Annotated in this window: 24 protein-coding genes; 8 read left to right on the top strand and 16 right to left on the bottom strand. The window is 62.8% G+C overall.

Annotated elements, in window-relative coordinates:
* Positions 1-107: 107 nt before the first annotated feature.
* Positions 108-779 carry an adenylate kinase gene (locus AC4FS3_RS14960; RefSeq protein ID WP_491021227.1) on the top strand — a complete coding sequence of 224 codons (672 nt, stop codon included), beginning with the start codon at positions 108-110 and terminating at the stop codon, positions 777-779.
* Between the two features lie 282 nt (positions 780-1,061).
* Positions 1,062-2,846, top strand: a complete 1,785-nt coding sequence (locus AC4FS3_RS14955; protein WP_491021226.1) for an MFS transporter — start codon at positions 1,062-1,064, stop codon at positions 2,844-2,846.
* A 72-nt stretch (positions 2,847-2,918) separates the two neighbouring features.
* On the opposite strand, the gene AC4FS3_RS14950 is transcribed toward AC4FS3_RS14955, so the two are convergent.
* Together AC4FS3_RS14950 and pth are read right to left on the bottom strand one after the other, a co-directional pair.
* The gene (locus AC4FS3_RS14950; protein WP_283178515.1) at positions 2,919-3,203 is read right to left on the bottom strand and encodes a hypothetical protein; all 285 of its coding nucleotides are present in this window, start codon (positions 3,201-3,203) and stop codon (positions 2,919-2,921) included.
* A 69-nt stretch (positions 3,204-3,272) separates the two neighbouring features.
* Positions 3,273-3,989 (bottom strand): aminoacyl-tRNA hydrolase, encoded by a 717-nt coding sequence (pth, locus tag AC4FS3_RS14945; protein WP_491021225.1) that lies wholly within the window; start codon positions 3,987-3,989, stop codon positions 3,273-3,275.
* A 57-nt stretch (positions 3,990-4,046) separates the two neighbouring features.
* Between pth and AC4FS3_RS14940 the strand changes: the two genes are divergently transcribed.
* Together AC4FS3_RS14940 and hmuQ are read left to right on the top strand one after the other, a co-directional pair.
* Positions 4,047-4,826: a methyltransferase gene (locus AC4FS3_RS14940; protein WP_491021224.1), complete on the top strand. Its 780-nt coding sequence runs from the start codon at positions 4,047-4,049 to the stop codon at positions 4,824-4,826.
* 36 nt (positions 4,827-4,862) lie between these two features.
* The gene (gene hmuQ, locus AC4FS3_RS14935) at positions 4,863-5,177 is read left to right on the top strand and encodes a heme-degrading protein HmuQ (RefSeq protein ID WP_283178512.1); all 315 of its coding nucleotides are present in this window, start codon (positions 4,863-4,865) and stop codon (positions 5,175-5,177) included.
* Positions 5,178-5,260: 83 nt separating this feature from the next.
* Here the strand turns inward: hmuQ and AC4FS3_RS14930 are convergent, their stop codons facing one another.
* Positions 5,261-5,860 (bottom strand): 50S ribosomal protein L25/general stress protein Ctc, encoded by a 600-nt coding sequence (locus tag AC4FS3_RS14930; RefSeq protein WP_283178511.1) that lies wholly within the window; start codon positions 5,858-5,860, stop codon positions 5,261-5,263.
* Positions 5,861-6,102: 242 nt separating this feature from the next.
* On the opposite strand from AC4FS3_RS14930, the gene AC4FS3_RS14925 reads away from it, so the two are divergent.
* Entirely contained in the window at positions 6,103-7,248 is a 1,146-nt protein-coding gene (locus tag AC4FS3_RS14925; protein ID WP_491021223.1) for an MFS transporter, read from the top strand.
* 32 nt (positions 7,249-7,280) lie between these two features.
* On the opposite strand, the gene AC4FS3_RS14920 is transcribed toward AC4FS3_RS14925, so the two are convergent.
* The 4 genes from AC4FS3_RS14920 to AC4FS3_RS14905 all read right to left on the bottom strand — a co-directional run bounded on the left by AC4FS3_RS14920 (position 7,281) and on the right by AC4FS3_RS14905 (position 11,085).
* A complete protein-coding gene (locus AC4FS3_RS14920) occupies positions 7,281-8,465 on the bottom strand; it encodes a pyridoxal phosphate-dependent aminotransferase (protein ID WP_491021222.1) in 1,185 nt (394 codons plus the stop codon).
* Positions 8,443-9,183 (bottom strand): TetR/AcrR family transcriptional regulator, encoded by a 741-nt coding sequence (locus AC4FS3_RS14915; protein ID WP_491021221.1) that lies wholly within the window; start codon positions 9,181-9,183, stop codon positions 8,443-8,445. The genes AC4FS3_RS14920 and AC4FS3_RS14915 overlap by 23 nt, the downstream gene beginning before the upstream one ends.
* 174 nt (positions 9,184-9,357) lie before the next feature.
* A complete protein-coding gene (locus AC4FS3_RS14910) occupies positions 9,358-10,260 on the bottom strand; it encodes a cation diffusion facilitator family transporter (protein ID WP_491021220.1) in 903 nt (300 codons plus the stop codon).
* A gap of 192 nt (positions 10,261-10,452) precedes the next feature.
* Positions 10,453-11,085, bottom strand: a complete 633-nt coding sequence (locus tag AC4FS3_RS14905) for an SH3 domain-containing protein (protein ID WP_491021233.1) — start codon at positions 11,083-11,085, stop codon at positions 10,453-10,455.
* Between the two features lie 173 nt (positions 11,086-11,258).
* On the opposite strand from AC4FS3_RS14905, the gene AC4FS3_RS14900 reads away from it, so the two are divergent.
* Positions 11,259-12,245, top strand: coding sequence for a 2-hydroxyacid dehydrogenase (locus AC4FS3_RS14900; protein WP_198838986.1), 987 nt, complete (start codon positions 11,259-11,261; stop codon positions 12,243-12,245).
* A gap of 78 nt (positions 12,246-12,323) precedes the next feature.
* Positions 12,324-13,115 carry a sulfotransferase gene (locus AC4FS3_RS14895; protein WP_491021219.1) on the top strand — a complete coding sequence of 264 codons (792 nt, stop codon included), beginning with the start codon at positions 12,324-12,326 and terminating at the stop codon, positions 13,113-13,115.
* Here the strand turns inward: AC4FS3_RS14895 and AC4FS3_RS14890 are convergent.
* The 9 genes from AC4FS3_RS14890 to AC4FS3_RS14850 all read right to left on the bottom strand — a co-directional run bounded on the left by AC4FS3_RS14890 (position 13,103) and on the right by AC4FS3_RS14850 (position 23,727).
* Positions 13,103-13,843: an endonuclease/exonuclease/phosphatase family protein gene (locus AC4FS3_RS14890; RefSeq protein WP_491021218.1), complete on the bottom strand. Its 741-nt coding sequence runs from the start codon at positions 13,841-13,843 to the stop codon at positions 13,103-13,105. The two genes, AC4FS3_RS14895 and AC4FS3_RS14890, sit on opposite strands and share 13 nt — an antisense overlap.
* Positions 13,840-15,195: a phospholipase D-like domain-containing protein gene (locus AC4FS3_RS14885; protein WP_491021217.1), complete on the bottom strand. Its 1,356-nt coding sequence runs from the start codon at positions 15,193-15,195 to the stop codon at positions 13,840-13,842. Before AC4FS3_RS14885 ends, AC4FS3_RS14890 begins: the two co-directional genes overlap by 4 nt.
* 77 nt (positions 15,196-15,272) lie before the next feature.
* Positions 15,273-16,523 carry an NAD(P)/FAD-dependent oxidoreductase gene (locus AC4FS3_RS14880; RefSeq protein WP_491021216.1) on the bottom strand — a complete coding sequence of 417 codons (1,251 nt, stop codon included), beginning with the start codon at positions 16,521-16,523 and terminating at the stop codon, positions 15,273-15,275.
* A gap of 70 nt (positions 16,524-16,593) precedes the next feature.
* Positions 16,594-17,763, bottom strand: a complete 1,170-nt coding sequence (locus AC4FS3_RS14875) for an iron-containing alcohol dehydrogenase (RefSeq protein ID WP_491021215.1) — start codon at positions 17,761-17,763, stop codon at positions 16,594-16,596.
* A 1-nt stretch (position 17,764) separates the two neighbouring features.
* Positions 17,765-19,147, bottom strand: coding sequence for an aldehyde dehydrogenase family protein (locus AC4FS3_RS14870; RefSeq protein ID WP_491021214.1), 1,383 nt, complete (start codon positions 19,145-19,147; stop codon positions 17,765-17,767).
* A 67-nt stretch (positions 19,148-19,214) separates the two neighbouring features.
* A complete protein-coding gene (locus AC4FS3_RS14865) occupies positions 19,215-20,582 on the bottom strand; it encodes a glutamine synthetase family protein (RefSeq protein WP_283178498.1) in 1,368 nt (455 codons plus the stop codon).
* Positions 20,583-20,784: 202 nt separating this feature from the next.
* On the bottom strand, positions 20,785-21,828 hold the full coding sequence (locus AC4FS3_RS14860) for a TRAP transporter substrate-binding protein (protein ID WP_491021213.1): 1,044 nt from the start codon (positions 21,826-21,828) through the stop codon (positions 20,785-20,787).
* Between the two features lie 46 nt (positions 21,829-21,874).
* On the bottom strand, positions 21,875-23,221 hold the full coding sequence (locus AC4FS3_RS14855; RefSeq protein WP_491021212.1) for a TRAP transporter large permease: 1,347 nt from the start codon (positions 23,219-23,221) through the stop codon (positions 21,875-21,877).
* Positions 23,221-23,727 carry a TRAP transporter small permease subunit gene (locus AC4FS3_RS14850; protein WP_283178497.1) on the bottom strand — a complete coding sequence of 169 codons (507 nt, stop codon included), beginning with the start codon at positions 23,725-23,727 and terminating at the stop codon, positions 23,221-23,223. The genes AC4FS3_RS14855 and AC4FS3_RS14850 overlap by 1 nt, the downstream gene beginning before the upstream one ends.
* 255 nt (positions 23,728-23,982) lie before the next feature.
* Between AC4FS3_RS14850 and AC4FS3_RS14845 the strand changes: the two genes are divergently transcribed.
* Complete coding sequence (locus AC4FS3_RS14845) at positions 23,983-24,861, top strand: MurR/RpiR family transcriptional regulator (protein WP_491021211.1); 879 nt, start codon at positions 23,983-23,985, stop codon at positions 24,859-24,861.
* The last annotated feature ends 29 nt before the right edge of the window (positions 24,862-24,890 follow it).

Genomic DNA, 24,890 nt, shown 5'->3' with positions numbered 1-24,890 from the left:
ATCCTGCGCAAAATCGCCGAAAACGATTTTGCCGCCCTGGGCGATACCTCAACCCTCGCAGACCCGACCGTCGTCGAGGACCTCATCGAGAACAGGATGAACAAGGGATGACCCGCGAGACCCCGGTTCTGATCCTCCTCGGCCCGCCCGGTGCAGGCAAAGGCACCCAGGCCAGGATGCTGGAGGAAGAGCATGGCCTCGTCCAGCTCTCGACCGGCGATATGCTGCGCGCCGCGGTAAGCGCCGGCACGCCCGCAGGTCTTGCCGCGAAAGCGGTGATGGAGGCCGGCGCGCTGGTGTCGGATGAGATCGTGCTGGCGATCCTGCAGGACCGTATGGCGCAGCCCGATTGCGGCAAGGGGATCATCCTGGACGGCTTTCCGCGCACCCAGGCCCAGGCGGCGGCACTGGACCAGCTGCTCGCGGCGCAGGGCCGGCGGATCACGGCGGCGGTGAGTCTTGAGGTCGATGACGAGGCGATGGTGGAACGGGTTTCGGGCCGCTACACCTGCGGATCCTGCGGCGAGGGCTATCATGACAGGTTTCGCAAGCCCGCGCATGCCGGGAGCTGCGACAAATGCGGCGGCACAGAGATGAAGCGCCGCGCCGATGACACTGCCAGCACCGTGCGCGAAAGGCTGAAGGCCTATCACGCACAGACCGCCCCGCTGATCGCCTTTTACGAGGCGAAGGGCGTGCTGGAAAAGATCGACGCGATGCAACCCATCGCCGAGGTGACCGCTTCGCTGGGCCGGATCACCGGCCGGGTTGCGGTCTGACATACCGGTTTCCGGGCGGAGGAGGGCCCCCGGTGACCGGATAAGGGAGTGGTCGGCAGAGGATCAGGGCGCGAAAGCCAGGCTGCCGCTCACAAGCAAAAACCGCCGGACCCGCCAGGGGCCGGCTGGCAGGGGCCCCGGGTAACGGGGTGATCTGCCGGTGACCGTCCGGGCGCATGACGCTTTCGGGCGCCGGTCTGTCTTTGCGCCTTTTCCGGCGCGGGGGCGGGGGAAACAGGGAGAGGCCGACCCGGAACGGGCGGCAGACATGGAGGAAGCCAGATGGCAGCATCAACACCGGACGTGCGCGACCGCTCACGCCCCATGACCCGGGAAGAGAAGAAGGTCATTCTCGCCTCTTCTGCGGGCACGATCTTTGAATGGTATGATTTCTACCTCTACGGATCGCTGGCCGCGATCATCGGTGCGCAATTTTTCACGCCATTCCCCGAAGCCACCCGCAACGTCTTTGCGCTGCTGGCTTTTGCGGCGGGCTTCATCGTGCGCCCGTTCGGCGCGCTGGTCTTCGGGATGCTCGGCGATATTGTCGGCCGGAAATACACCTTCCTGATGACCATCCTGATCATGGGCTTCTCGACCTTCATCGTCGGTATCCTGCCCAGCTACCACTCCTGGGGTGTGGCGGCGCCGATCATCCTGATCATCCTGCGTATGCTTCAGGGCCTGGCGCTCGGGGGTGAATATGGCGGTGCGGCGGTCTATGTGGCAGAACATGCGCCGCAAAACCAGCGCGGCTATTTCACCGCCTTCATCCAGACCACGGCGACGCTGGGTCTGCTGCTCTCGCTGATCGTCATTCTGATGGTGCAGGGCTATGTGAACGGCAACTTCCCCGACCAGCCGGTGCTGGACGCGGCAAGCCAGCCGGTTCTGCTGGCTGACGGCACACCGCAGATGATGAAGGCCTTCAACGCCTGGGGCTGGCGGATCCCGTTCATCGGCTCGCTCGCGCTTCTGCTGGTGTCGCTCTATATCCGTCTGACGATGAACGAATCCCCTGCCTTCAAGAAGATGAAGGAAGAGGGAGCCGCCTCGAAAGCACCGCTGCGCGAAGCCTTCGGCAACTGGAGAAACGGCAAGATCGCCCTGATCGCGCTGTTCGGTCTGACCGCAGGCCAGGCTGTGGTCTGGTATTCGGGTCAGTTCTACGCGCTGTTCTATGTGCAGAACGTCATCAAGGTCGACAGCTTCTCGGCCAACGTCTTTGTGGCCTGGTCGCTGATCCTCGGCACCTATGGCTTCATCTTCTTCGGTCGCCTCTCGGACCGCATCGGCCGTAAGCCGATCATCCTTGGCGGCTGCCTGATCGCGGCGATCACCTATTTCCCGGTCTTTGGCTTCCTGACCAAGACCGCGAACCCGATGCTCTATAATGCGCATCTTACCCAGATCACCGTGACCGCAGACCCGGCTGACTGCTCGTTCCAGTTCAACCCGGTCGGCACCGCGAAATTCACCAACAGCTGCGACATCCTGAAAGCCGGTCTGACCGCGCGTTCGGCGAATTCGGAGACGGTCGATGCGCCTGCGGGCACCATCGCATCGGTGAAAATCGGCGAGACCGAGATCCAGGGCTATTCTGGCTCGGCAGCGGATGCGGCGGAACAGAAGGCCCGTTTCGACAAAGAGCTGAACGACGCCATGAGCGCCGCCGGCTATCCGGTTGCAGGCCAGGCGAATGAATCGGTGGCTGTGGCGCAAAACTTCTTCGACATCTTCACCGGCCAGAAGATCACCATCGTCTTGACCCTGACCTATCTGATCATCCTTGTGACGATGGTGTATGGTCCGATTGCGGCGATGCTGGTCGAGCTTTACCCGACCCGGATCCGTTACTCCGGCCTGTCCTTGCCCTACCATATCGGCAATGGCTGGTTCGGGGGCCTGCTGCCGGCGACCGCTTTCGCGATCTCGGCGCAGTCCGGCAACATCTATGCGGGTCTGTGGTACGCAATCGTCATCGCGCTGATGACGGTGGTGATCGGGGCGCTGTTTGTTCCGGGCGGCACGCATAAGAAAGACATCTTCGCGGATCAGAACCAGTAATCTGACGCAGGCGACAAAAGAAACGGGCCGGGGATTTCCCCGGCCCGTTTTCCTTTTGCTGTCCGGAGAGGCTCAGCGCCGCCGCGCCCGGTTCACCGCTTCCCAGACCCCAAGGACGATGCCGGTGATCACCGTATTCGTCACGAGGCCCGCGAGGATCTGATCCCGGACCGGGATCTCGCTTGCAGCCGTCAGGGTCATCGGGATCAGCACCGCGACAAAGACGATCCCGGCGCCGAGCGGGATCAGCGTGCCGCTGGCTGCGCGGGTCCGCATCATGGTCCAGACGAGGCCGATCAGCAGGATGATGCGGAACGGATCCACGAATTGCGAGACGATGATCTGGCTGAATGTCATGATATCTTTCCCTTTTCCCTTGCTCCGGGATAAGGCAAAGCAGGCCGTTGGTCTATGATTTCATAGGGTTCAGCGAAAGCGATCCATCAGCTTTTGCATGGCGCTGCGCGCATCTGGCTCCGGTTCGGGCTTTGGCGCAGGTTTCGGCTCAGGTGGCAGCTTGCGGCCCGGGGGTCCCGCCGCCGGGCCAGCGGAAGCCGTTCCGCCAGATGAGCGCGGCGGCGCGGTACGCAGGCTGACCGCATTCATGAACTTTTGTCCGTCGCCCTCTGCCAGCGCCACCGCGCCATCTGAAATGCCACGCAAGAGATCATCCAGCCAGCCCTGGTCCGCCTTGCTGAAGTCACTCAGCACATAATGCGCGACCGCATCCTTATGACCGGGATGCCCGATCCCAAGCCGCACCCGGCCATAGGTCTCACCCAGATGCGCATGGATCGACCTGAGCCCGTTATGTCCGGCATGGCCGCCGCCCAGTTTGACCCGCAGCTTCCCCGGCGCCAGATCCAGCTCGTCATGGAAAACCGTGATATCGGCGAGGTCGATCCTGTAGAAATCCACCGCCGCCCGCACCGACTGGCCCGAGAGGTTCATGAAGGTCGCGGGTTTCAGCAAGATGACCTTCTCGCGCCCCAGACGGCCCTCTGACACCTCGCCCTGAAACGCCTTGCGCCAGGGCGTAAAGCCGTGATCCGCGGCGATCCGTTCCAGCGCCATGAAACCAATATTATGGCGGTTGCCGGCGTATTTCGCGCCCGGATTTCCAAGGCCGACAAAGAGTTTCATTCGCGTCTCCATAGCTGTCCGCCGCATCGCCCGGACCCGCCCGGGAGGCGCTGGACCTTGGCCGTCATTGCGCTTAGCCTCGCCTATAGCGCCCGAACGGGCCTCGCTCAACCTGACACGATCCATCCTCTACGAGGCAATATGGCCGGTCTCGCCCATTTCACCATTCGTGGGATCAGGCTTTCCCTGCCCGAGGGGACTTTCTCGGGGCGCCTTGCGGACGCGCTGGAGGCTGGCCGCTATGAGAATACCGAAGCCGCCGCGCTGTTGAAACATTTGCGCCCCGGGGACCGGTTCGTGGATTTCGGCGCCGGGATCGGGTTTCTTTGCGCGCTTGCTGCCGGGGTGGTCGGGGCGGAACATGTCACCGGCGTCGAGGCCGGCGAAACGACGATTGCGCTGGCGCGCAACACGCTGGACCAGAACGGTTTTCCAGCCGCCCGGCTGATCCATGGCGCGGTGGTCGGCACATCCCGGCCGGGCAATGTGGTCGAATTCGGCCTCAGGGGGAATTTCTGGTCTTCAGGGCTGAAAAAGGGCGAGACCTGGCTGCGCGGCACCGAGGTTCTGACCGTGCCGGCGCATGCCGCCGGGCCGCTTCTGGCCGATCTCGCGCCGACGGTGCTGAGCTGTGATATCGAAGGGGCAGAGCTTGAGGTGCTGGCGGTCGAACTGCCGGCCTCGCTGCGGCTGATCGTGACGGAAATCCATCCGGGCAGCTATGGGCCAGAGGGCACCGGGCGGATCTTTGACGCGCTGTTGCGCCAGGGCTTCGTCTATGAACCGGACGGCTCGCGCGGGGCAACGGTGGTGTTTCGCCGGATCGGCAGCGCCTGACAGCGCGCCGTAACTGAACAGACAGGGAGAAGAGCCATGTATCTCACCATGAACCGTTTCAAAGTGAAGGCGGGCGAGGAGGCCACATTCGAGGCGATCTGGAAAAACCGCGAAAGCCAGCTGCCGCAGGTGCCGGGCTTTGTCAGCTTTCACCTGATGAAAGGGGCCGAGGCCGACGGTGTCCGCCTCTATGCCTCACATACGATGTGGGAGAGCGAGGCAGCGTTTCGCGACTGGACGAAATCAGAGGCGTTTCGGGCGGCCCATGGCGGGGCCGGCGGGCATAAGGGGGTGATCCTGGAACACCCGAAACTGGAAGTCTTCGAATCCATACAGTTCATCGGCACCTGAGCCGCAAAGCCGCGCCGCAATTCTCGTAAAACGAAAACGGGGGGCAAAAAGCCCCCCGTTTCATATTCTGCGATCCGAAAGGATCACTCTTCTTCGTCAGCGGAAGCTGCGAGGCCCGACGGCGCCGCGATATTCGCGATCACGAAGTTGCGGCCGATGGTCGGCTTCACGCCTTTGGGCAGCGTGACATCTTCGATATGGATCACATCGCCGATTTGCTTGCCTTCCAGATCCACGGTGATCTGGGCCGGGATGTCGGATGCGACAACTTCCAGCTCAACCTCGGCGCGCACGACGGTCAGGGTGCCGCCACGCTTGATGCCAGGTGCTTTATCCGCATTGATGAAATCAACATGGATGAAGAGGTTGATGCGCGAATTGTCGTGGATGCGCATGAAGTCGACATGGGTCGGCAGGTCTTTGACCACATCGCGCTGCACGCCGCGGCAGATCACGTGCTGATCAGCCTGGCCTTCAACCTTGAGGTTGAACAGCGTCTGCAGGAAGCGACCCTTGCGCAGGTTCTTCAGCAGGTAGTTGTAATTGACCGAAATCGGCGTCGGCTCTTTGCTGTCGCCGTAGATGATGCCGGGTACGTTGCCCTCACGACGGGCTTGACGGGCGGCCCCCTTGCCTGTCCCCGTCCGCACCACGGCCAGAAGATCAGGGATCTCGCGTGCCATTGGTATTCTCCATTTGATAAAACCGCCACCCTCCAAGGGTGCGTGGCGGATGCGCGCCTATAGCGGGAAAGCGGGGGGAAGAAAAGGGAAAACCTGTTTGCGGGGACGGGCGGCGGATGCCTCCGGCGGGCGTATTTCGCTCAAGAGGAAAGGCGCGGGCGAAATCCCCCAGGGACTGTGTCGCTTACAGGATGGACGGGGGTGGCCAGGCCTGGCAGAAGGGCGGGGATCGGAGGCCCCCTATGTCTTTTCTGAAAACCGTAATCACCGCGCGGGCGGTGGTCTTTGCTTTTGCGGCGATGGGGATCCTCTGGGGCTCGTTTGCGGCGGTGATGCCGGATCTCAAGGCGCAGCTTGGCGTCGATGAGGCACGGCTGGGCGGGCTTTTGCTGTTCACCCCGCTGGCGGCGGTGACGGCCATGCTGCTTGCGCCGCTGATCGGGCACCGTCTTGGTAAAGTGGCGCTGCCGCTTTCGGCGGGGGCGATGGCACTGGCTTTCACCTTGCCGGGAACGGTTGTGGTGCCCTGGATGTTCCCGCTTGCGATGATGGTCTGCGGCTTTGGCACCGGGCTGACCGATGTTCTGATGAATGCCCGCACGGCGGAGCTGGAAACCACGCGCAAGGTGCATCTGATGAACCTTGCCCATGCCGCCTATTCCTTTGGCTATGGCGGCGGGGCGATCTGCACCGGGCAATTGCGCGGGCTTGGATGGACGCCGGATCTGGTTCTGGGGACGATGGCGCTGCTGGCGCTGGTCTTTGCGCTTCTGACCTTTGAGCGCGATGGCGCCATTCACGGGCTGAAACGGCCCGAGGCCGGCGGGCCGGGTCTGGGCCTTGTGCCGCTGATCGGCGGCGGCATGGTGCTGATTGCGTTCCTGACCGAGAACGCCGCCGAGGGCTGGTCGGCTTTGCATATTGAAAAAACGCTGGGCGGCAGCCCGGAGGAGGGCGCGCTTGGCCCGGCGGTGCTGGCGCTGACCATGGGGGTCGCGCGGCTGATGGGGCAGGGGCTGGTCGCGCGGCTGGACCCGTTCCGCCTGTTGATGGGCGGCGCGCTGATTGCCGCCTGCGGCGCATTGATCGCGTCGCAGGCAGGGACGCCCAATGCAGCCTATGCCGGGTTTATCATCATGGGGGTGGGGTCTTCGGTGATCGCGCCGACCGCCTTTTCGCTGGTCGGGCGGCATTCGGCGGCAGGCACCCGGGCGCGGGCCGTGGCGCGGGCCACGCTTTACGGCTATTTCGGCTATTTCGTCGGGCCGCCGGCGCTTGGGATTATCGCGGGCACGTTCAGCCTGCGCGCGGCCTTTATCTTTGCCGCCGTGATGCTCATGTTCATCCTGGTGCTGGCGCCGCTGATGCGGAGGGCGGCGCGCAGCTGAGGATTTTCAGATGGCTGGTTCGGGCAGCTGCTTCAGGCAGCGGCCATCTGCGCCTGAGCATGGGCGAGGATCTGCGTGCAGGCCTCGGCGATGGCTTCATCGGGCTGGGTCAGCGAAAGCCGCAGCCAGCCCGCCAGCCCGTCGCCAAAGCTTTCGCCGGGCATGACCGCGACATGGCGCTCGCGCAGGAGCCCAAGCGCGAAGTCCTGGCCCGAGAGGCCGGTGGTGCGGATATCCACAAGGGCGAACATGCCGGCTTCGGGGCGGTGAACCTTCAGCCCCGCCTGACCCTCCAGTGCATTCGCCACCAGATCCGCCCGGCGCGAGAAGCGTTCGACCATACCGGCCGCGATCGGCGAAGGCCGCGAAACGGCAAGTTCGGTCATGTCAGCCAGAAAGGGCTGGTTGCCGAACAGCATGATTTCGGAAAGCGGCAGCAGCCTGGCGGTGAATTCCTGCGGCCCGATCACCCAGCCCGACCGGAAGCCCGGTGCAGCATGCGATTTCGAGATCGAGGCGGCGCAGATGACACGCTCTGCCAGTTCGGGCAGGTCAAGCGGCGAGGTGAAGGTGACGCCCGGGAAAATCAGATCCTCATAGACCTCATCCGAGACGATCCAGAGATCATGTTTAACCGCAAGCGCGCCGATTTCCGCGATGTCCTTGCGGCTCAGCACGGCACCGGTCGGATTATGGGGCGTGTTAAGGAAGATCACCCGGGTCGCCGGCGTGATCTTTGCCGCCAGATCCGCCGCCCGCATCCGGAAGCCATGTTCGGGGCGCAGCGCCACCGGCACCGGTCTGGCCCCGGTCTGGCGGATCAGCCCTTCATAGGTCGCATACATCGGATCGCCGATCAGCACCTCATCGCCGCTTTCGACAAGGGTGCGAAGGATGCCATAGAGACAGGTCTGGGTTCCCGGAAGGCAGATCACCTGATCGGGATCGATCTCGCGGCCGCGCCGTTCCGAGTAACGTTTCGCCAGTGCCGCGCGCAGGCCGGGCTCGCCTCTGCCATCGGAATAGCCCAGGCGCCCGGGGCGCATCGCGGATTTCGCGGCCTCGATCAGTTCGGGGGGCGTGGGGGAATCCGGCTCGCCAATGGTAAGCTCGATGACCGGGATCCCTTCCTCCGCCATCTCGCGCGCGAGGCGATGCACCGCCCATTTCGCCGAACCAAGGCCGGACAGCCGTTCATATACCGCGGAATAACGCATCATTTCTCTCCTGGTCTGAGCTGCCTGCCGGCGGGGGGGTAAAGACTGCGAGCGTGACGCCCAGAATGGCACCGACTGAGCGCAACCCGATCTGGATCACCTCGCTTTCAGCGAAGTGACCGGGCAAAACCGAACCTTCGAGCCAGAGCCCGTCAAGCACCGCATTGCAGGCAATGGCCTCCTGGCGCAGCTGCCCATCCGTGACAGGGCGGCCAAGATCGGTGATCAGCTGCTGCAGGCGGTCTCGAAATTGCAGATATGAACTCTCATGCTGCGCCAGAAGCCCCGGATCAGACTGAACCTGGTGCAGATAACCGGCCCAGAGCCCGACTGCCTTCGGATCCAGCACCGGCGGGCGTAAGGACGCGGCAATAAAGGCCGCCAGCCGTTCGGCCGGCGCGGCACCCGCGCCGGCAAGTGCCTCTTCGCCTTTGTTGGTCATACCATCCATCAGCGCGACATAGGCTGCGCGCAACAGATCTTCTTTTGATCCGAAGTAGTGACGGATCAACCCCGGCGTGACCCCCGCCCGCGCCGCAATCGCCCTGACCGTTGCCGCCGGGCGCCCGCCCTCGGCCACCAGAGCCTGCACCGCTGCCACAAGCGCTTCGCGGCGGTTTTCTTCGGTGTCACGAATATAGGGGCGGCGTTCAGAGCCGGACTGGCGCATGTCACCAGGCGGGGCGGTTCTCTTATCCGCTCTGTCGGAACTGGTCATCGGCGCCTTTCTGTGACGGCAGCAGGGAACGGGATCCGCCGGGAATTACACGATCGGATAATTGCCTATTTTACACAGCCAGCATTGCGCGGCAAGATCGTTGCTTGACCGGTTTCGGGATTGCTGTGATCGCAGTCCGGCCCGCCAGAGGCGGAGAAAGCTCAGCGCGAAGGCTCAGGTGCCGGGCCGGCCATCCGCAGCCGCGACATCCTTGTGGATGATCACATCTGAACCGGGCCAGCGCCGCAGGATCTCACGGCGCAGTGCGGCACCGATGTCATGGGCCTCGCGCAGGCTCTGATCGCCGTCGAGCTCGATATGGAGGTTGACGAAGATCCGGCTGCCGCTGGTGCGGGTCTTGAGGTCGTGAAAACCGCGCACACCGGGCCAGCTCCCGGCCAGTTCGGCGATGCCCCGGATGATCTCGGGATCGGCGCGGCGGTCCATCAGCGCATCCCAGGCCGATTTGCCGATACGCACCCCGCCGATCAGCATGACCCCGGCGGCCAGCAGCGCGACCCAGGAATCGAGCCCCGTGATGCCAAGGTGCTGCGAGGCCTGCAAGGCGATCACCGCGCCGACCGCGGGCATCAGATCGCCAAGATAGTGCAGCCGGTCAGCCGCCACGACGCGGTTGCCGGTCAGCTTTGCGACCCGCCCCTGCCACCAGACCAGCACCAGCGTGAGCAGGATCGAGACGACCATCACCAGAGTGCCGGTTCCCTCGGCGCCGAGGCCCGCCACGCCGCCATTGAGCAGCCGGTCCAGGGCAGACCAGGCGATGTAGCCGGCCGAGCCGGTGATCAGAAGCGCCTGTGCCAGCGCGGTCAGGTCTTCGGCTGAGCTGTGCCCGAAAGCGTGATCCTCATCCGCCGGGCGCGCCGCGTAAAGGATCGCAGTGGCGGCCGCGAGCGACATCACCAGATCCACCGCGCTATCGGCCAGCGAGGCGGCAACCGAAAGCGCGCCAGTCGCCACCACCGCCCAGAGCTTCAGCCCGACGAGGACCGACGCGACCACCACCGATGCGATGCCGGCGGAAAGGCTCAGCCCGGTTCGGGTGTCTTTCTCTCGCATGTCAGGCTCCTGTGGAGGGCGTCGCAGAGGGGCGTTGAAGTGGGGGCGTTGAAGGGAGGCACTGACCCCGTCATCCTGGCGGATGCCTCCTCCGGGGTATTTTTATCAAGTGGAATGTGACATCCACCTGACAAAAATACGCCTGCCGGAGGCGCAGGCCGGCCAGAGGGTGGTGGCGCTGTCCGAGCGTGATTATTCGATGGTTTCGTCCGGGTCGACGCCCCAGATCGCAGTCTTCTGCACCCAGCCGCGCTCGCCGCCAGACGAGATCCGGCACCATTCGGCGTCGCATTGCAGGACACGCGCGACCACGCCCATTTCGGCCTGGGCGCTGACCCGTGCATCCGCGCGCGGCGCGTCGCGGAATTCGGCCATATCGGTGGTGATCAGCACCGAGCGTACCCCTGAAAGCAGTGCATAATGCACCCAGCCGCCGGCGCCGTCCTGGTCTTCAACGCGGCGCCAGTTCTCATATTCAGCGGTCACCCGCAGCGGCATCCCGGGCCGGGTGAACACCCAGTCGATGCGATGCGTGAGCCCGGGGCCGCGCCGCGCATTGCCCTGATCGCCCTTGAGCGACACATAGCGCGGCAAGGGCAGATTGGTGACGCAGCCGATACCGGGCTTGCATTCCTTGACCGTGCGCGCGGTAGGGGCGGTGCCGGAGGTGCCCGAAGCCGCTGCGGACGAGGTGGCGGCCACTGCGGTTTCGATCGCGGTTTCGGTGGCTTCATCGGCATTCGCGCTTTTCGGCGCGCCGGTCAGGACGAGGGAGGCAGACAACAGGACCGCCGCCAGCATCGGGTGTCTGGTCTGGCGGCTCATCTGCTCCGGCTTCTGGCCGTTCTTAAAAGATGCGATGCTCATATCCGTTGCCTGCTCTTGCGGGCTGTCACCCCGCATTTTTTATGACCTCAGAGACGGGGGCTTGTGGTCCGCCACGCTTGACCCCACTGTGCACCCAAGACGCGCCTGATGGAAGAGTTGAGGGAGACGCCATGCCATCGCCACGCCTGACTGTTGTCGTGACGCGACGCTTGCCAGAGCCGGTCGAGACCCGGATGAAGGAGTTGTTCGACGTCCGGCTGCGGGATCCGGATGTGAAAATGACCCGCGATGAATTGCTGGCCGCGATGCAGAGCTGCGACGTTCTGGTGCCGACGATCACCGACCAGATTGATGCAGGGCTGATCGGCCAGGCGGGGGACCGGCTGAAACTGATCGCGAATTATGGCGCGGGGGTCGATCATATCGACGTGGCCACGGCGCGCTCGCGCGGCATTCTTGTCTCGAATACCCCCGGTGTGGTGACCGAGGACACCGCCGATATGGTCATGGCGCTGATCATGGCGGTGACGCGGCGCATCCCGGAAGGCATCGCCTCGATGGCCAGTGGCAAATGGGAGGGCTGGACGCCGATGGCCTTCCTTGGCTCGCGGCTCGCGGGCAAGCGCCTGGGGATTTTGGGCATGGGGCGGATTGGTCAGGCCGTGGCGCGGCGTGCCCGCGCCTTTGGCTGTCAGGTCCATTACCACAACCGCCGCCGCGTGCGCCCCGAGATCGAGGCCGAGCTGGAGGCGACCTGGTGGGAAAGCCTCGACCAGATGCTCGCCCGGATGGATATTGTCTCGATCAATTGCCCGCATACGCCCTCGACCTTTCATCTGCTGAACGCGCGCCGCCTCAAGCTGATGAAGCCCACGGCGGTGGTGGTGAATGCCTCGCGCGGCGAAGTGATCGACGAGAATGCGCTGACCCGAGCGCTGCGCGCCGGCGAGATCGCGGGCGCGGGCCTCGACGTCTATGAGCGCGGCAATGAGATCAACCCGCGCCTGCGCGAAGAGCCGAATGTGGTTCTGTTGCCGCATATGGGATCGGCGACCATCGAGGGGCGGATCGAGATGGGCGAGAAGGTTCTGATCAATATCAAGACCTTCGCTGATGGCCACCGCCCGCCGGATCAGGTTGTCCCGGGGATGATGTAAGACAGAGGCTTTCAGGGCTGATCACGGGCTTTGCCATATCGTTGACACAGCCGGGCGAAAGAGGGGCCAAGTTTACCGATGGCAGAGACCGGATTTCTGAGCGGTGAAGATCCTCCGCTTTTCAGCGCAAAGCTCTATATTGCTGCAATGGGGCGCTCGGGGAGCACAGCGCTGTCCAATATGCTGACAACGCCGCCGAAGCGTTGGCTGCTGAGTGAGCCCTGGTTCATCCATGGGGTAATGTCGAAGACCATCCGGGCGAGATGGAGAGAATTCGCTTGGGAGGACCGTGACACCGACTGGTTTTTACCGCCCGCACAGCGCAACCATGAAGGGTTTGTGAGACGCTATACCGATTTTCTGGCGCCGCATCTGGCAGGTCTCGACGCCTGGGGCGTGAAAGAGGTGCGCGGCGATTTTCATGAGCCAACCATTGTAACCATCCGACCCGAGAAGATCATCGTCCTCGTGCGCGATATACGAGATGTCATCCGCAGCCTGCTTGAAAAACAGAGCCGGCAGAATACCGAAGCCACCCATGGGCGCGCCTGGATCGAAGCCTATTTGCAGACGGCAACGCTCTCGCTGTTATCGCTTGCCGGAATGCATGGTGACCGGCTCAGAGTGTGTCGGTTCGAAGAGCTGATGCTGGATCCGGCCGCGCAACGCAGTCTCGGTGACTGGCTGGACTGGCCGCTTGATGGTGACCCTTTCGCGGGCTTCGAGAGCTTTGGACGCGGCTATGAAGTCAAGCGCAGGCTGGAGGGCGAGGCCCGCGTCCTGCCGCCCGATGCTGCCGACATCATCAATGATATCGCTGCGGGAGAGGCGCTTGTCGCCTATCAGAAGTGCTTCGGTTACAGCAGCTGAGAGATATCTGCGCCACCGTCGGCCATATGCGACAGGCGCAAATCTGCGACCAGGGGCAGGTGATCTGACGCGCGGCTGGCCTCGGGGCTGCGATGGACAGAGGCCTCGGCCATGGTGAACCCCTCCGAGATCGCGATACGGTCCAGCGCAAAGACCGGGTGGCGGGAATGATAGGTCGGGCCACCGGAGAGGATCCGGAACCGTTTCGACAGCCGCCCGAGACCCACTTCCAGCGAACGCTCATTGAAATCGCCGGCGATCAGCATGGCGGTGTCTTCTTCTTCAGGCAGCATATCCAGCAGCGCCGAGAGTTGCCTGCGCCGCGAATGGCGCAAGAGGCCCAGATGCACACCGGTGACCCGCAGGCGCCGGCCGTCGCGTTCGAGCAAAGCCGAGACGAGGCCGCGCGGCTCCAGCCCCGGCAGGTCGTGATGGCTTTGTGAGATCACCCTGAACCCGGGAGAGACCAGCAGCGCATTCCCGTGCCAGCCCAGGCTGTCGCGGCCATGATCAAAACGGACCGGATGCAGGCCGGTGCGGCGAAACACTTCGGCCTCGTCAAAGATCGGGCGCCGCTGGCCGAGGCGCAGATCGGCCTCCTGCAGCGCGACCACATCAGCGCCGAGCGCGGCGATCACCCGCAAGACCCGCGCCGGATCGCGCCGCCGGTCGGTACCAAGGGCTTTGCGGATATTGTAGCTGGCGATGCGCAGGGAAGTGTCAGTCACAGGATGGGCGCTCCGAGACGGAAGACGCCTTCAGTCAGGCGCCGGAAGAAACCGGGGGCGGGCAGGCTGTCATCGCAATCGGGCAGCAAACGGTCGAACCAGCGGCTGATGGCCGAAGCGGTGGCCGGGTCCCAGGCCATCACCGCCAGTTCGAAATTCAGCAGCATCGAGCGGACGTCGAAATTCGCCGATCCGATCCAGCAGCCATCGTCGATCAGTCCGGCTTTCGCATGCATCATGCCGGGGCGGAAAAAGTGAAAGCCGACGCCCGTTGGTTGCAAGGCGCGGATATAGGGGCCGCGCGCCAGATCGGTGGTCCACTGGTTTGATTTCCGCGGCAGAAACACCCGGACATCGAGCCCGCTGCGCGCCGCCGTCGCGAGCGCCTGGGCCAGCGCGTCGGTCGGCACGAAATAGGGTGTCGCGATCCAGACCCGGCTCCGGGCGCGATAGATCGCGGCGACCAGCCCGTCATGGAGCACATCCTGCGGCTCGTCCGGCCCGGCGGGGACCAGCTGCAACAGCGCCTCACCGCGAGGTGCGACGGCGGGAGGTACCGGATCAGACAGGGGATCGCCCGCCACTTCCCAATCCGAGGCGAAGACCGCGTTGAAACTGTCGACCACCGGGCCCTCGGCGGTAAAGCTCAGATCCACCCATTTGCCGGGCGGCGAGGCGAGATATTCGTCGCCGACATTGCGCCCGCCCGACCAGACAAGGGCACAATCGGCGATCACCATCTTGCGGTGATTGCGCAGGTTCAGATGGGCGGTGTCGGTCAGATGGTCGAGCGGCGAGAAGTAGCGCAGCTCGCCCCCGGCGGCGACGAATTCGCGCAGCGCGCGGCGCGGGCGGGAATGGCTGCCAAGCCAGTCGACCGAGAGCCGCACCCTGACACCTTCATGCAGCTTGCGCCTGAGAAGGTCGAGAAAGCGGTAGCCGCTTTCATCGCGGGCCAGAACATAGATCAGGATATCCAGCCGCGCCTTTGCGCCCAGGATCACCTCATCCAGCGCGGCGCTTGCGGCCTCTGGTGTCTCGTGCAGGCGGATCAGATTGCCGCCCACCGCAGGCGGCGCGCCAAGACTGGTGAAGATATGCGCAAGCGGTGGTGGCTCGGTCTCGGGCAGGGCGGGATGTGGCGAAAAGCGGATCGCAGGAAAGCTGCGGCCCGATTTGCGAAAGCCCAGAACCAGAAACACCGGCACCGCGACATAGGGCAGCATGATGATGAACAGGATCCAGGCGGCGGAACTTTGCGGCGTGCGGCGCGGCTGCAACGCCAGCACCATGGCGCTCGCAACCGCGAGGACGCCAGACACGATCAGGAAATGTTCGAACAGATAATACATGGCCGCTTTGTCTGAACTGGGCTCATGCTAGCCGCTGGCTGCGGCAAGGGAAAGCCACCGCTTCGGCGGGGCCGTCCCTAGAATCGCGACGGCAATGCGGGGGTGAGTTCCGCGCCCGGGCTGCGACCCTGGATCAGGTCGGTGATCAGATCGGCGGTCTTTGGCGCCAGCGTCAGGCCGATATGCCCATGCCCGAAGGCCAGGAGCACATCGGCGCCGCCTTTCGACGGGCCGATCACCGGCACTGAATCGGGGATCGAAGGGCGAAACCCCATCCAGCTGCGCGAGGGGGCCGGCAGGTCCGGAAACAGCACCCGCGCGCCCTCGACCAGTTTCGCGATGCGATGCGGCGAGGGGGGCAGGCTGAGGCCGCCAAGCTCGACCGTGCCCGCCACCCGCAGCCGCCCCTGCATCGGGCACAGGTAAAACCCGCGTTCGGTCACGCAGGCGGGGCGGGTGAGCGGCAGCTCGGCCATATCCCATTCGACATGGTAGCCCCGTTCGGTTTCTAGCGGAATCCGGTCGCCGGCCTGGGCTGCGAGGGCGCGCGAATGCGCGCCGGCGGCGATGACGACCCGGCGCGAGAGGATCTGCAAAGGGCTGCCATCATCGGAGCGGCCACTCAGCACAACACCGGTGATGTCTCGGCGGAGCTGGTCGATGCGGCCCCGGATCAGATGCGCGCGCTGCATCACAAATGCAGCCAGGCGCTGCATCATCCGCCCGGGATCCGAGAGGAAAATCGCCTGTGGGAAATAGGCGGCACCGGCATGGAAGGGCAGGCCCGGTTCCAGCCCGGCGAGTTGCCCGCTGGTCAGCATCTCGACCTGAACACCGAGCCTGCGGCGCTCCTCCATCTCGATCCTGGCGGGAGCGAGCTGGTTTTCCTGGCGGAAGATGTAGAGGCAGCCACGCGGCTGGATCAGATCGGTGGCGCCCGCCTCGGCCGCCAGCGCTTTCCACAGCGGATTGGCGCCGGCAAGCAGCCCCGCAATCGCCGCCGAATTGCGCTGTGCCGGGCCGGGCAGGCACTGGCGCGCGAATTTCACCAGCCATGGCGTCAGTGAAAGCAGGGCCGAATGGCGGATCGCCAGCGGTGAATTGCGGTCAAAAAGCAGCGAGGGCAGGGATTTGAGCACATCCGGCGTGCCAACCGGCGCCACCGCATAATCCGCCACCGTGCCGGCATTGCCATATGAGGCGCCCATGCCCGGCTCACCCGGCTCGATCAGGGTAACCTCGCGCCCCTCGGCGATCAGCCGCGCGGCGATGGTGAGGCCGATCACACCGGCGCCGATAATGGTGATGTCGGAGGAGAGACGACCCATGCCTGCTTGCACTTTTCGAACAAATGCCGGCCCCGCAAAGGCGGGACCGGCGGTTTCAGTTCACATTATCTTACATGCAGGCCTGATAAAGCGCGCGGGTATTCTCGCGCGTCATGGCAATCGGATTGCCACCGCAGGACGGATCTTCCAGCGCCATATCGGTAAGCTCGTCAAGGCGTGCAGCCTCGACCCCCAACGCGGTCAGATTGGCCGGGATCGCCAGTTGCTCGCGCAGTTCCATGATCCAGGCGCGGAATCCGTCAAAGCCCTTCAGCCCCAGATAGGCGCTTGCGGCATTGATCCGGTCCTCGATCACCGGGCGGTTGAAATCCAGAACCATCGGCATCACGACGGCATTGGTGGTGCCGTGATGGGTGCCGTAGACCGCGCCAACCGGGTGCGACAGCGAATGGATCGCGCCAAGGCCCTTCTGGAAGGCAACCGCCCCCATCGCCGCCGCCGACATCATGTGACCGCGCGCCAGCAGATTGCCCGGATCGTTGTAAACGGTGATCAGGTTCTCTTTGACCAGCCGCAGACCTTCCAGCGCAATGCCCTGGCTCATCGGGTGGTAGAAGGGCGAGGAATAGGCCTCGAGGCAATGCGCCAGCGCGTCCATGCCGGTGCCAGCCGTGATGAATTTCGGCATGCCAACGGTCAAAGCCGGGTCGCAGATGGTGACGGCCGGCAAGAGCTTCGGATGGAAGATGATCTTCTTCTTATGGGTCGCGAGATTGGTCAGAACGCCTGCGCGCCCGACCTCAGACCCGGTGCCGGCGGTGGTCGGAACCGCCACCATCGGCGCGATTTTGTCGCTGTCGGCGCGGGTGAACCAGTCGTCGATATCTTCCAGATCCCAGACCGAAAGATCCGCGCGCTGATGCGCCATCAGCGCAATCATCTTGCCCAGATCCAGCGCCGAACCGCCCCCGAACAGGATCACGCCGTCATGGCCACCGGCCTTATAGACGGCGATGCCTTCAGCCATGTTCTTGTCATTCGGGTTCGGGTCGACCTCGGAAAACACTGCGCGGCCAAGACCGGCGGCCTCGAGCACATCCAGCGCCTGCGCGGTGATCGGCAGGGTGGCGAGCGCTTTGTCGGTGACCAGCAGCGGCTTTTTCATGCCGGTGGATTTGGCATGTTCGGCCAGTTCGGCAATCCGGCCCACGCCGAATTTGATCGCGGTCGGGTAAGACCAGTTGCGGTCGGGGACGCCCTGTTTGTCAACGGTGGACATATTACACCTTCTTGAGATGGTAGGATTTCGGGCGGGTCACCGAATGGTAACCCAGATACGAGAGCGAGCCGCCGCGGCCGGTATCCTTGGTGCCGGTCCAGCACAGAGCCGGGTCGAGATAGTCGGCGCGGTTCATGAAGACGGTGCCGGTCTCGACCTGTTGGCCCAGTTCTGCAGCGGTGTCGTAATCTTCGGTCCAGATCGACGCGGTGAGGCCGTAAGGGCTGTCGTTCATGAGCTTCAGCGCTTCCTCATCCGAGGAAACTTTCATAATTCCGACAACCGGGCCAAAGCTCTCTTCAGTCATTACCGACATGGAGTGATCGACATTGACGAGGATCTGCGGCGCGAGATAGGCGCCGCCATCATCGGCAGGGAATTGCGCCGGATCGACCAGAGGCTTTGCGCCTTTTGCAATGGCGTCTGCGATCTGGTCGCGCACGACTTTCGCAAACCGGACATTTGCCATCGGGCCAAGTGTGGTGGTCTGGTCGTTCGGATTGCCGAGTTTCAGGCCATTCACCCAGGCAACCGCTTTCTCGACAAAGGAATCATAGAGCGATTCATGGACATAGATCCGCTCGATCCCGCAGCAGCACTGTCCTGAATTGAACATTGCGCCGTCCATCAGCGTATCGACCGCCGCATCGACATTGGCATCGGCGCGGACATAGCCCGGGTCTTTCCCGCCAAGCTCCAGCCCAAGCGGCGTGAAGGTTCCGGCCGCCGCGCGCTCGATCGCCTTGCCGCCATTCACCGAACCGGTGAAATTGACAAAATCGAACCTGCGATCCGCGATCAGCTTTTCGGTTACAGCGTGGTCGAGCACCACATTCTGGAACACATCTGCCGGAATCCCGGCGGCGTGGAAGGCCTCGGCAAGACGTTCACCTGCCACAAGGGTCTGGCTCGCATGTTTCAGAACAATGGTATTGCCAGCGATCAGGCCGGGGATGATCGTATTGATTGCGGTCAGGAACGGGTAGTTCCAGGGCGCGATGACAAAGATCACCCCAAGGGCTTCGCGTGCGAGATAGCGGCGGAATTTGTCACTGTCTTCAACGACTTTGGGCGCCAGCGTTTCTTCTGCGATGGACGCCATATAGTCGGCGCGCGCCGTGACGCCGCCAAATTCTCCAGCGCCGAACTTGACCGGGCGGCCCATCTGGGCGGCGAGTTCCGGCACGATTGCGTCTTTCAGCCCGGTCAGTTTCGCGACGCCGGCTTTCACGAGCGCGATGCGTTCAGCCAAAGGGCGCGCGGCCCAGCCAGGTTGTGCCGCGCGGGCGCGGGCAACCGCAGCCTCGGCGCTGGCGAGTTCGAGCGGCTGGCGCTCGACATAAGTCGAGCCGTCAACCGGCGAGATCAGTTTGATCGGGGTCATGTTTCACCTGTGGAAGAGGATAGGGGGCTGCGCCCCCTATGTCGGAAATGTGCAGGTTTGCAGCGGTTCAGGCGCGCTCAAGCAGCCGTTTCAGTTCGAAATCTGTAACCATTCGATCGGTCTCAGAGATTTCCCATTGCGCTGCATGATGGTAGTGATCGACCACGTCATCGCCAAAGGCCTTGCGCAGCATCGCCGAGGATTTCAGCTTTGCCGCCGCATCGCGGAGGTTTTTCGGAATCTCGCGCACACCGGCGGCAGAGTAGAGATCCCCGGTCATTTCGGGCTCAAGCTCGAGCTTGCGCTCGATGCCGTCAAGGCCAGCTGCGAGCAGCGCGGCGCAGGCGACATAGGGGTTCACATCAGAACCCGGGATACGGCATTCGACGCGGACGGCCTTGGTGCCCTCGCCGCAAACGCGGAAGCCCGCAGTGCGATTGTCGCCGGACCAAACGATTTTGGTCGGGGCAAAGAGGCCGACGCAGAACCGCTTATAGCTGTTCACATAGGGGGCGAAAAACACCGTCATTTCTTCGGCCGCTTCCAATTGGCCGGCAATGAAATGGCGCATGACCTGTGACATGCTGTGATCGGCGTCTTTGTCGAAAAAGGCCGGTTTGCCATCGAGGGTCCAGAGCGACTGGTGGACATGGGCAGCGGAGCCGGCCTTATCCGTCTGATATTTCGCCATGAAGGTCACGGATTTGCCCATGGTCCAGGCAATCTCTTTCACGGCCTGTTTGATGATGGTGTGATTATCCGCCGTATCCATTGCGTCGGAATAGCGGTAATTCACTTCGCCCTGGCCGCTGTCAGCTTCGCCCTTGGTGTTTTCAACCGGGATACCGGCCGCATAAAGATCATTGCGCAACTTGCGCATGACCGGTTCTTCTTTCGAAGTCTGGAAGATATGGTAATCTTCATTATAGGCCGAAATCGGGCGCAGATTGCCGAAGCCATCGTCGCGCAGATTTTCGTAGCTGTTCTCGAAAAGATAGAATTCCAGCTCGGTCGCCATCATGGGTTCAAACCCCATGGCGCGTGCGCGCTTTACCTGTTTCTTCAGGATGGCACGCGGCGAGATGGTGATCTCTTCATGGGTGTGGTGATCCAGAAGATCACACATCACCATCGCAGTGCCGGGAAGCCAGGGCAGGCGGCGCAATGTCGCGAGATCGGGCTTCATGACGTAATCGCCATAGCCCTGCGACCAGCCGGCGGATTTATAACCCGGCACGGTGTTCATTTCCATGTCGAGTGCCAGCAGATAATTGCAGCAATGCGTCTCATTATAGCCGCTGTCGAGGAAGAAACCGGCATGGAAGCGTTTTCCCATCAACCGGCCCTGCATATCCGGGGCGACGACCAGGACGGTGTCGATCTCTCCGGCTTCAAAGGCGGCTTTCAGGGTTTCGAGCGTAAGATTCGCGGGCATATTGGCCTCAGTATTTTGTCAGAAGGATCAGGAATTGGATGCGGGAGCGGATAAAAATCCACCACCACCGAATTCCGGCTTTCTGGGCCAGCAATCCTCAGCAATCCGCATCACAATCACGTCCTTTTCTCTCCCCGCAGGTCATTCACCTGCCCGAATGTAACGGGGCAGGGTGGACCTTTCCACCACCGCCCCGACTGGATCAGCCGTAACGATAAGGACGGCCGGCTTTGGACATCACATCGTTGTATTTCTTGAATATTTCGACGACCTTCGCCCTGGTCTCGGATTCAGCAGCAACCTCATCCCAGAAGTCGCGGGCTTTCGCCTCGACCGTATTCCATTCCTCATCCGGGATCGAGGTGAGCTGCAGTTTCGGGCCATTGACGCGCAGGTCGGCCTCGCCACCCCAATACCACCACTGACGGTAATAATGCGATTGCTCGAAGCAAACTTCCATCAGCGCTTTCAGATGATCAGGGACTTCGTTCCAGCGGTCGGCATTGGCGAAGAAATGGCCAATCCAGGCACCCGAGATGTTGTTGGTCAGGAAGTATTTGGTCACATCGGCCCAGCCGACCGTGTAATCCTCGGTGATACCCGACCAGGCAATCCCATCCAGCTCGCCGGTTTGCAGCGCGACCTGGATATCTTCCCAGGGCAGCTGCATCGGCACCACGCCGAATTGCGCAAGGAACCGCCCGGCGGTCGGGAAGGTGAAGACGCGCTTGCCTTCCAGATCCTTCAGCGAATTGATCGGATCTTTGGTCGCGAAATGGCAGGGATCCCAGGAGCCGGCCGAAATATGCTTCACGCCGACCTTGGCATATTCCTCTTCCCAGATCTGCTTCAGCCCGTATTGGTTGAACAGAACCGGCACATCGAGCGAATAGCGCGAGGCAAAGGGGAAATAGCCGCCGAACACGGTCACTTCGGTCGGCGATTGCATGGAATCGTCATCCGACTGCACGGCGTCGATGGTGCCCGATTGCATGGCACGGAACAGTTCCGAGGTCGGAACCAGCTGGTCGGCGTAATAGAGTTCGATCTCCATCTGCCCGGCAGCAATCTGGTTGAACTTGTCAATCGCGGGCTTGCAGACATGCTCGCCAAGCGCCGCACCGGCATAGGTCTGCATACGCCATTTGATCGGCGCGGCCTGCGCGCGAACGGCGGGGGCGGCGAGGGCGGCTGCACCGGCGGCAAGCGCCCCGCTGGTCAGGAATTTCCGTCTGTTCGTCGTCATCTTTACCTCCGTTGGTGGGTTCTTAATTGAATGCCGGTTTGCCCGGCTATTGTCCATAAACCTGATGTGGCAGCCAAAGTGCGATCTCGGGGAAGGTCATGATCACGGCCAAAGTCAGGATCATAATCGCGACAATCGGTACGATGGAGCGGTAAATATCAGAGAGTGAAACATGGTCCGGCGCCATGGCGCGCATCAGGAACAGGTTATAGCCGAAGGGCGGCGTGATATAGGCCACCTGACAGGTGATGGTGTAAAGCACCCCGTACCAGATCAGCACATCCTGTGGCGGCATGCCGAGATCCAGTTTCGCGACCAGCGGAATATAGAGCGGCGCCACAATCACCAGCATGGCGGTGTCGTCAAGGAACATGCCCATGAGCAGGAACGAGACCTGCATCAGGATCACGATGCCCCAGGGGCCAAGGCCCAGATCATCGAGGAAGAAGCCCTCGATGGCCCGCACGGCACCCAGCCCGTCGAAAACTGCCCCAAAGGCCATTGCGGCGAGCAGGATCCACATGAACATGCAGGTGACGCCCAGCGTGTTGACGAGGCAGTTCTCCCAGACCTTTTTTGTGATACGTCCTTTGAACAGGGCGACCAGGGTGGCAATCATCGCCCCGACCACCGAGGCTTCGACCAGGCTGACATAGCCCATCACGAAGGGGCCCATCATCGAGGCAAAGATCACGACAGGCAGGATTCCGGCGCGCAGCAGCCGGATCTTCTCGCCCCAGGTGATGGAATCGCGCTCCTCCTGGCTCAGCGGCGGGCCAAGCTTTGGGTTGATGCCGCAGCGGATCACCACATAAAGCAGGAAGAAACCGGCCATCAGCAGGCCCGGGAAGACGCCTGCAAGCCAGATTTGCCCGACCGGCTGGCGCGCGATCATCGAATAAAGCACCAGGACGATCGAAGGCGGCACCAGAATGCCCAGGGATGAGCCGCCCTGGATGATGCCGGTGACCATCCGCTTGTCGTAGCCGCGCTTCAGAAGCTCGGGCAGGGCGATGGTGGCGCCGATGGCAAGGCCCGCGACCGACAGCCCGTTCATGGCAGAGATCAGCACCATCAGGAGGATCGTGCCAATCGCCAGACCGCCGGGGATCGGCCCGAACCAGACATGGAACATCTTGTAAAGATCATCGGCGAGGCGCGCCTCGGACATCACATAGCCCATCCAGACGAACATCGGCAGGGTGAGCATCGGATACCAGTTCATCAGCTTGATGGTGGTGGTGAAGGCGATGTCATAACCCCCCCGATCCCCCCAAAGCGCGATGGTGGCGACCACGGCGACAAAACCGATGCCGGCAAAGACCCGCTGGCCGGTCATGAGCATGGCCATCATGCCCATGAACATGACAATGGCGATATATTCGTAGGGCATCAGATTTTCACTCCGCGCAAAGTCGCAATGTCGCGGATGAGAAAGGCGATGGATTGCAGGATCATCAGGAAGACGCCGAAGCAGATCACAATCTTGATCGGCGCCATATAGGGCCGCCAGACAGTGCGGGACCGCTCGCCGAATTCGAATGCGTAGATCGTGCTTTCAATCCCGCCCCACAGGACGATGACGAGGAAGAAGATCATGCAGAAAACGGTGACGCAATCGACCAGCGCCTGGGTTTTCACGCTCCAGCGGCCGTAAAGCAGGTCCATCCGCACATTGGCGCCAAGGATCAGCGAATAGGCACCGCCAAGGACGAAATAGCCGACCATGGTGAACTGGGCCATTTCCTGGGTCCAGAGCGCGGGGCGGAAAAACGCCTTTGCGATCACCGAGTACAGCAGGACACCGGCCAGCGCGAAGATCAGATACATCGCGAGGCGGCCGATGACGGTGTTGATCTTTTCGATGATCAGCACGAGCCGGATAAAAAAGAGTGGCATCGGGTCAGCCTCCGCAGCCGGCAGGGAACAGAGGGCGACAGACATGACCCGCCCGGCAGAGCCGGCAGGAGGATGATCCCGGAAAGGACATGGACGAGTCGGCTCCCTGATTTTTTCCCAAGGGTCACCCTGTGGCGGGGGCGCTGTCAAGATTATTTCAGAATGCTGTTTCCTGTTACAATCTTTTCTGCAACCCTGCCCGTGACATTTCCGGGGTAACGAAGCCCCGGGGGACGCTGCCGCAAAGGGGAACGCATGGATCAGGGCCTGAGCATCGAAAACAGAATGCGGGCCTCGCTCAATGATCTGACCCGGGCCGAGCGCCAGGTCGCGACCCATATCCTGTCGCATTTTCCGATGTCGGCGCTTGGCTCGATCACCACGCTGGCGCGGGCGGCGGATGTGTCCTCGCCCACCATTGTGCGGCTGGTGCAAAAGCTGGGCTTCAAGGGCTGGTCGGATTACCAGGCGGCGCTGCGGGTGGAAGTCGAAGACCTTCTTGTGACCCCGCTTGGCGCCCCGGCGGTACCCGGAGAGGGGCGGAGCCACCCGCTCCAGGGCTTTGCCGCGCAGGTCGTTGCCAATATCGGCGCCACACTGAATCTGATCCCGGCGGCGGATTTCAACGGGTCTGCGTCGCTGATGGCGGATATGTCGCGCCGGGTGGTGGTGATGGGCGGGCGGCTCACCCACGCGCTGGCCGATTACATGGCGACGCTGCTCAGGGTCATCCGCCCCGATGTCACCTGGATCGCCGACCATCTCACCGACTGGCAGCAGGCGCTGCTGGATCTCACGCCCGGTGATGTGGTGGTGATTTTTGATATCCGCCGCTACGAATCGAATGCGGTGCAATTTGCCGAATTCGCGGCGGTCCAGGGGGCAGAGGTGGTGCTGATCACCGATCGCTGGCTTTCGCCCGCGGCCTCGCATTCGCGCCATGTGCTGCCCTGCCATATCGAAATGCCCGCGGCCTGGGATTCGACCGCAGTGCTTTTGATGGTGGTCGAGGCGCTGCTGGCGCAGATCCAGTCGCATATGCCCGATCAGGTCCGGGACCGGCTGAACCGGCTGGAAGATTGTTTTGCCCGCACCCGTGTCTTTCGCGCGCCGAAAATGGCCCAGGGGCGGTAAGGAAACGCCGGGCCTTGACCCCGCCATGC

Source organism: Pseudogemmobacter sp. TB195 (assembly GCF_058313095.1).
The sequence above is the reverse complement of the archived record's forward strand: the minus strand, read 5'-3'. Positions and strand labels throughout refer to the sequence as shown.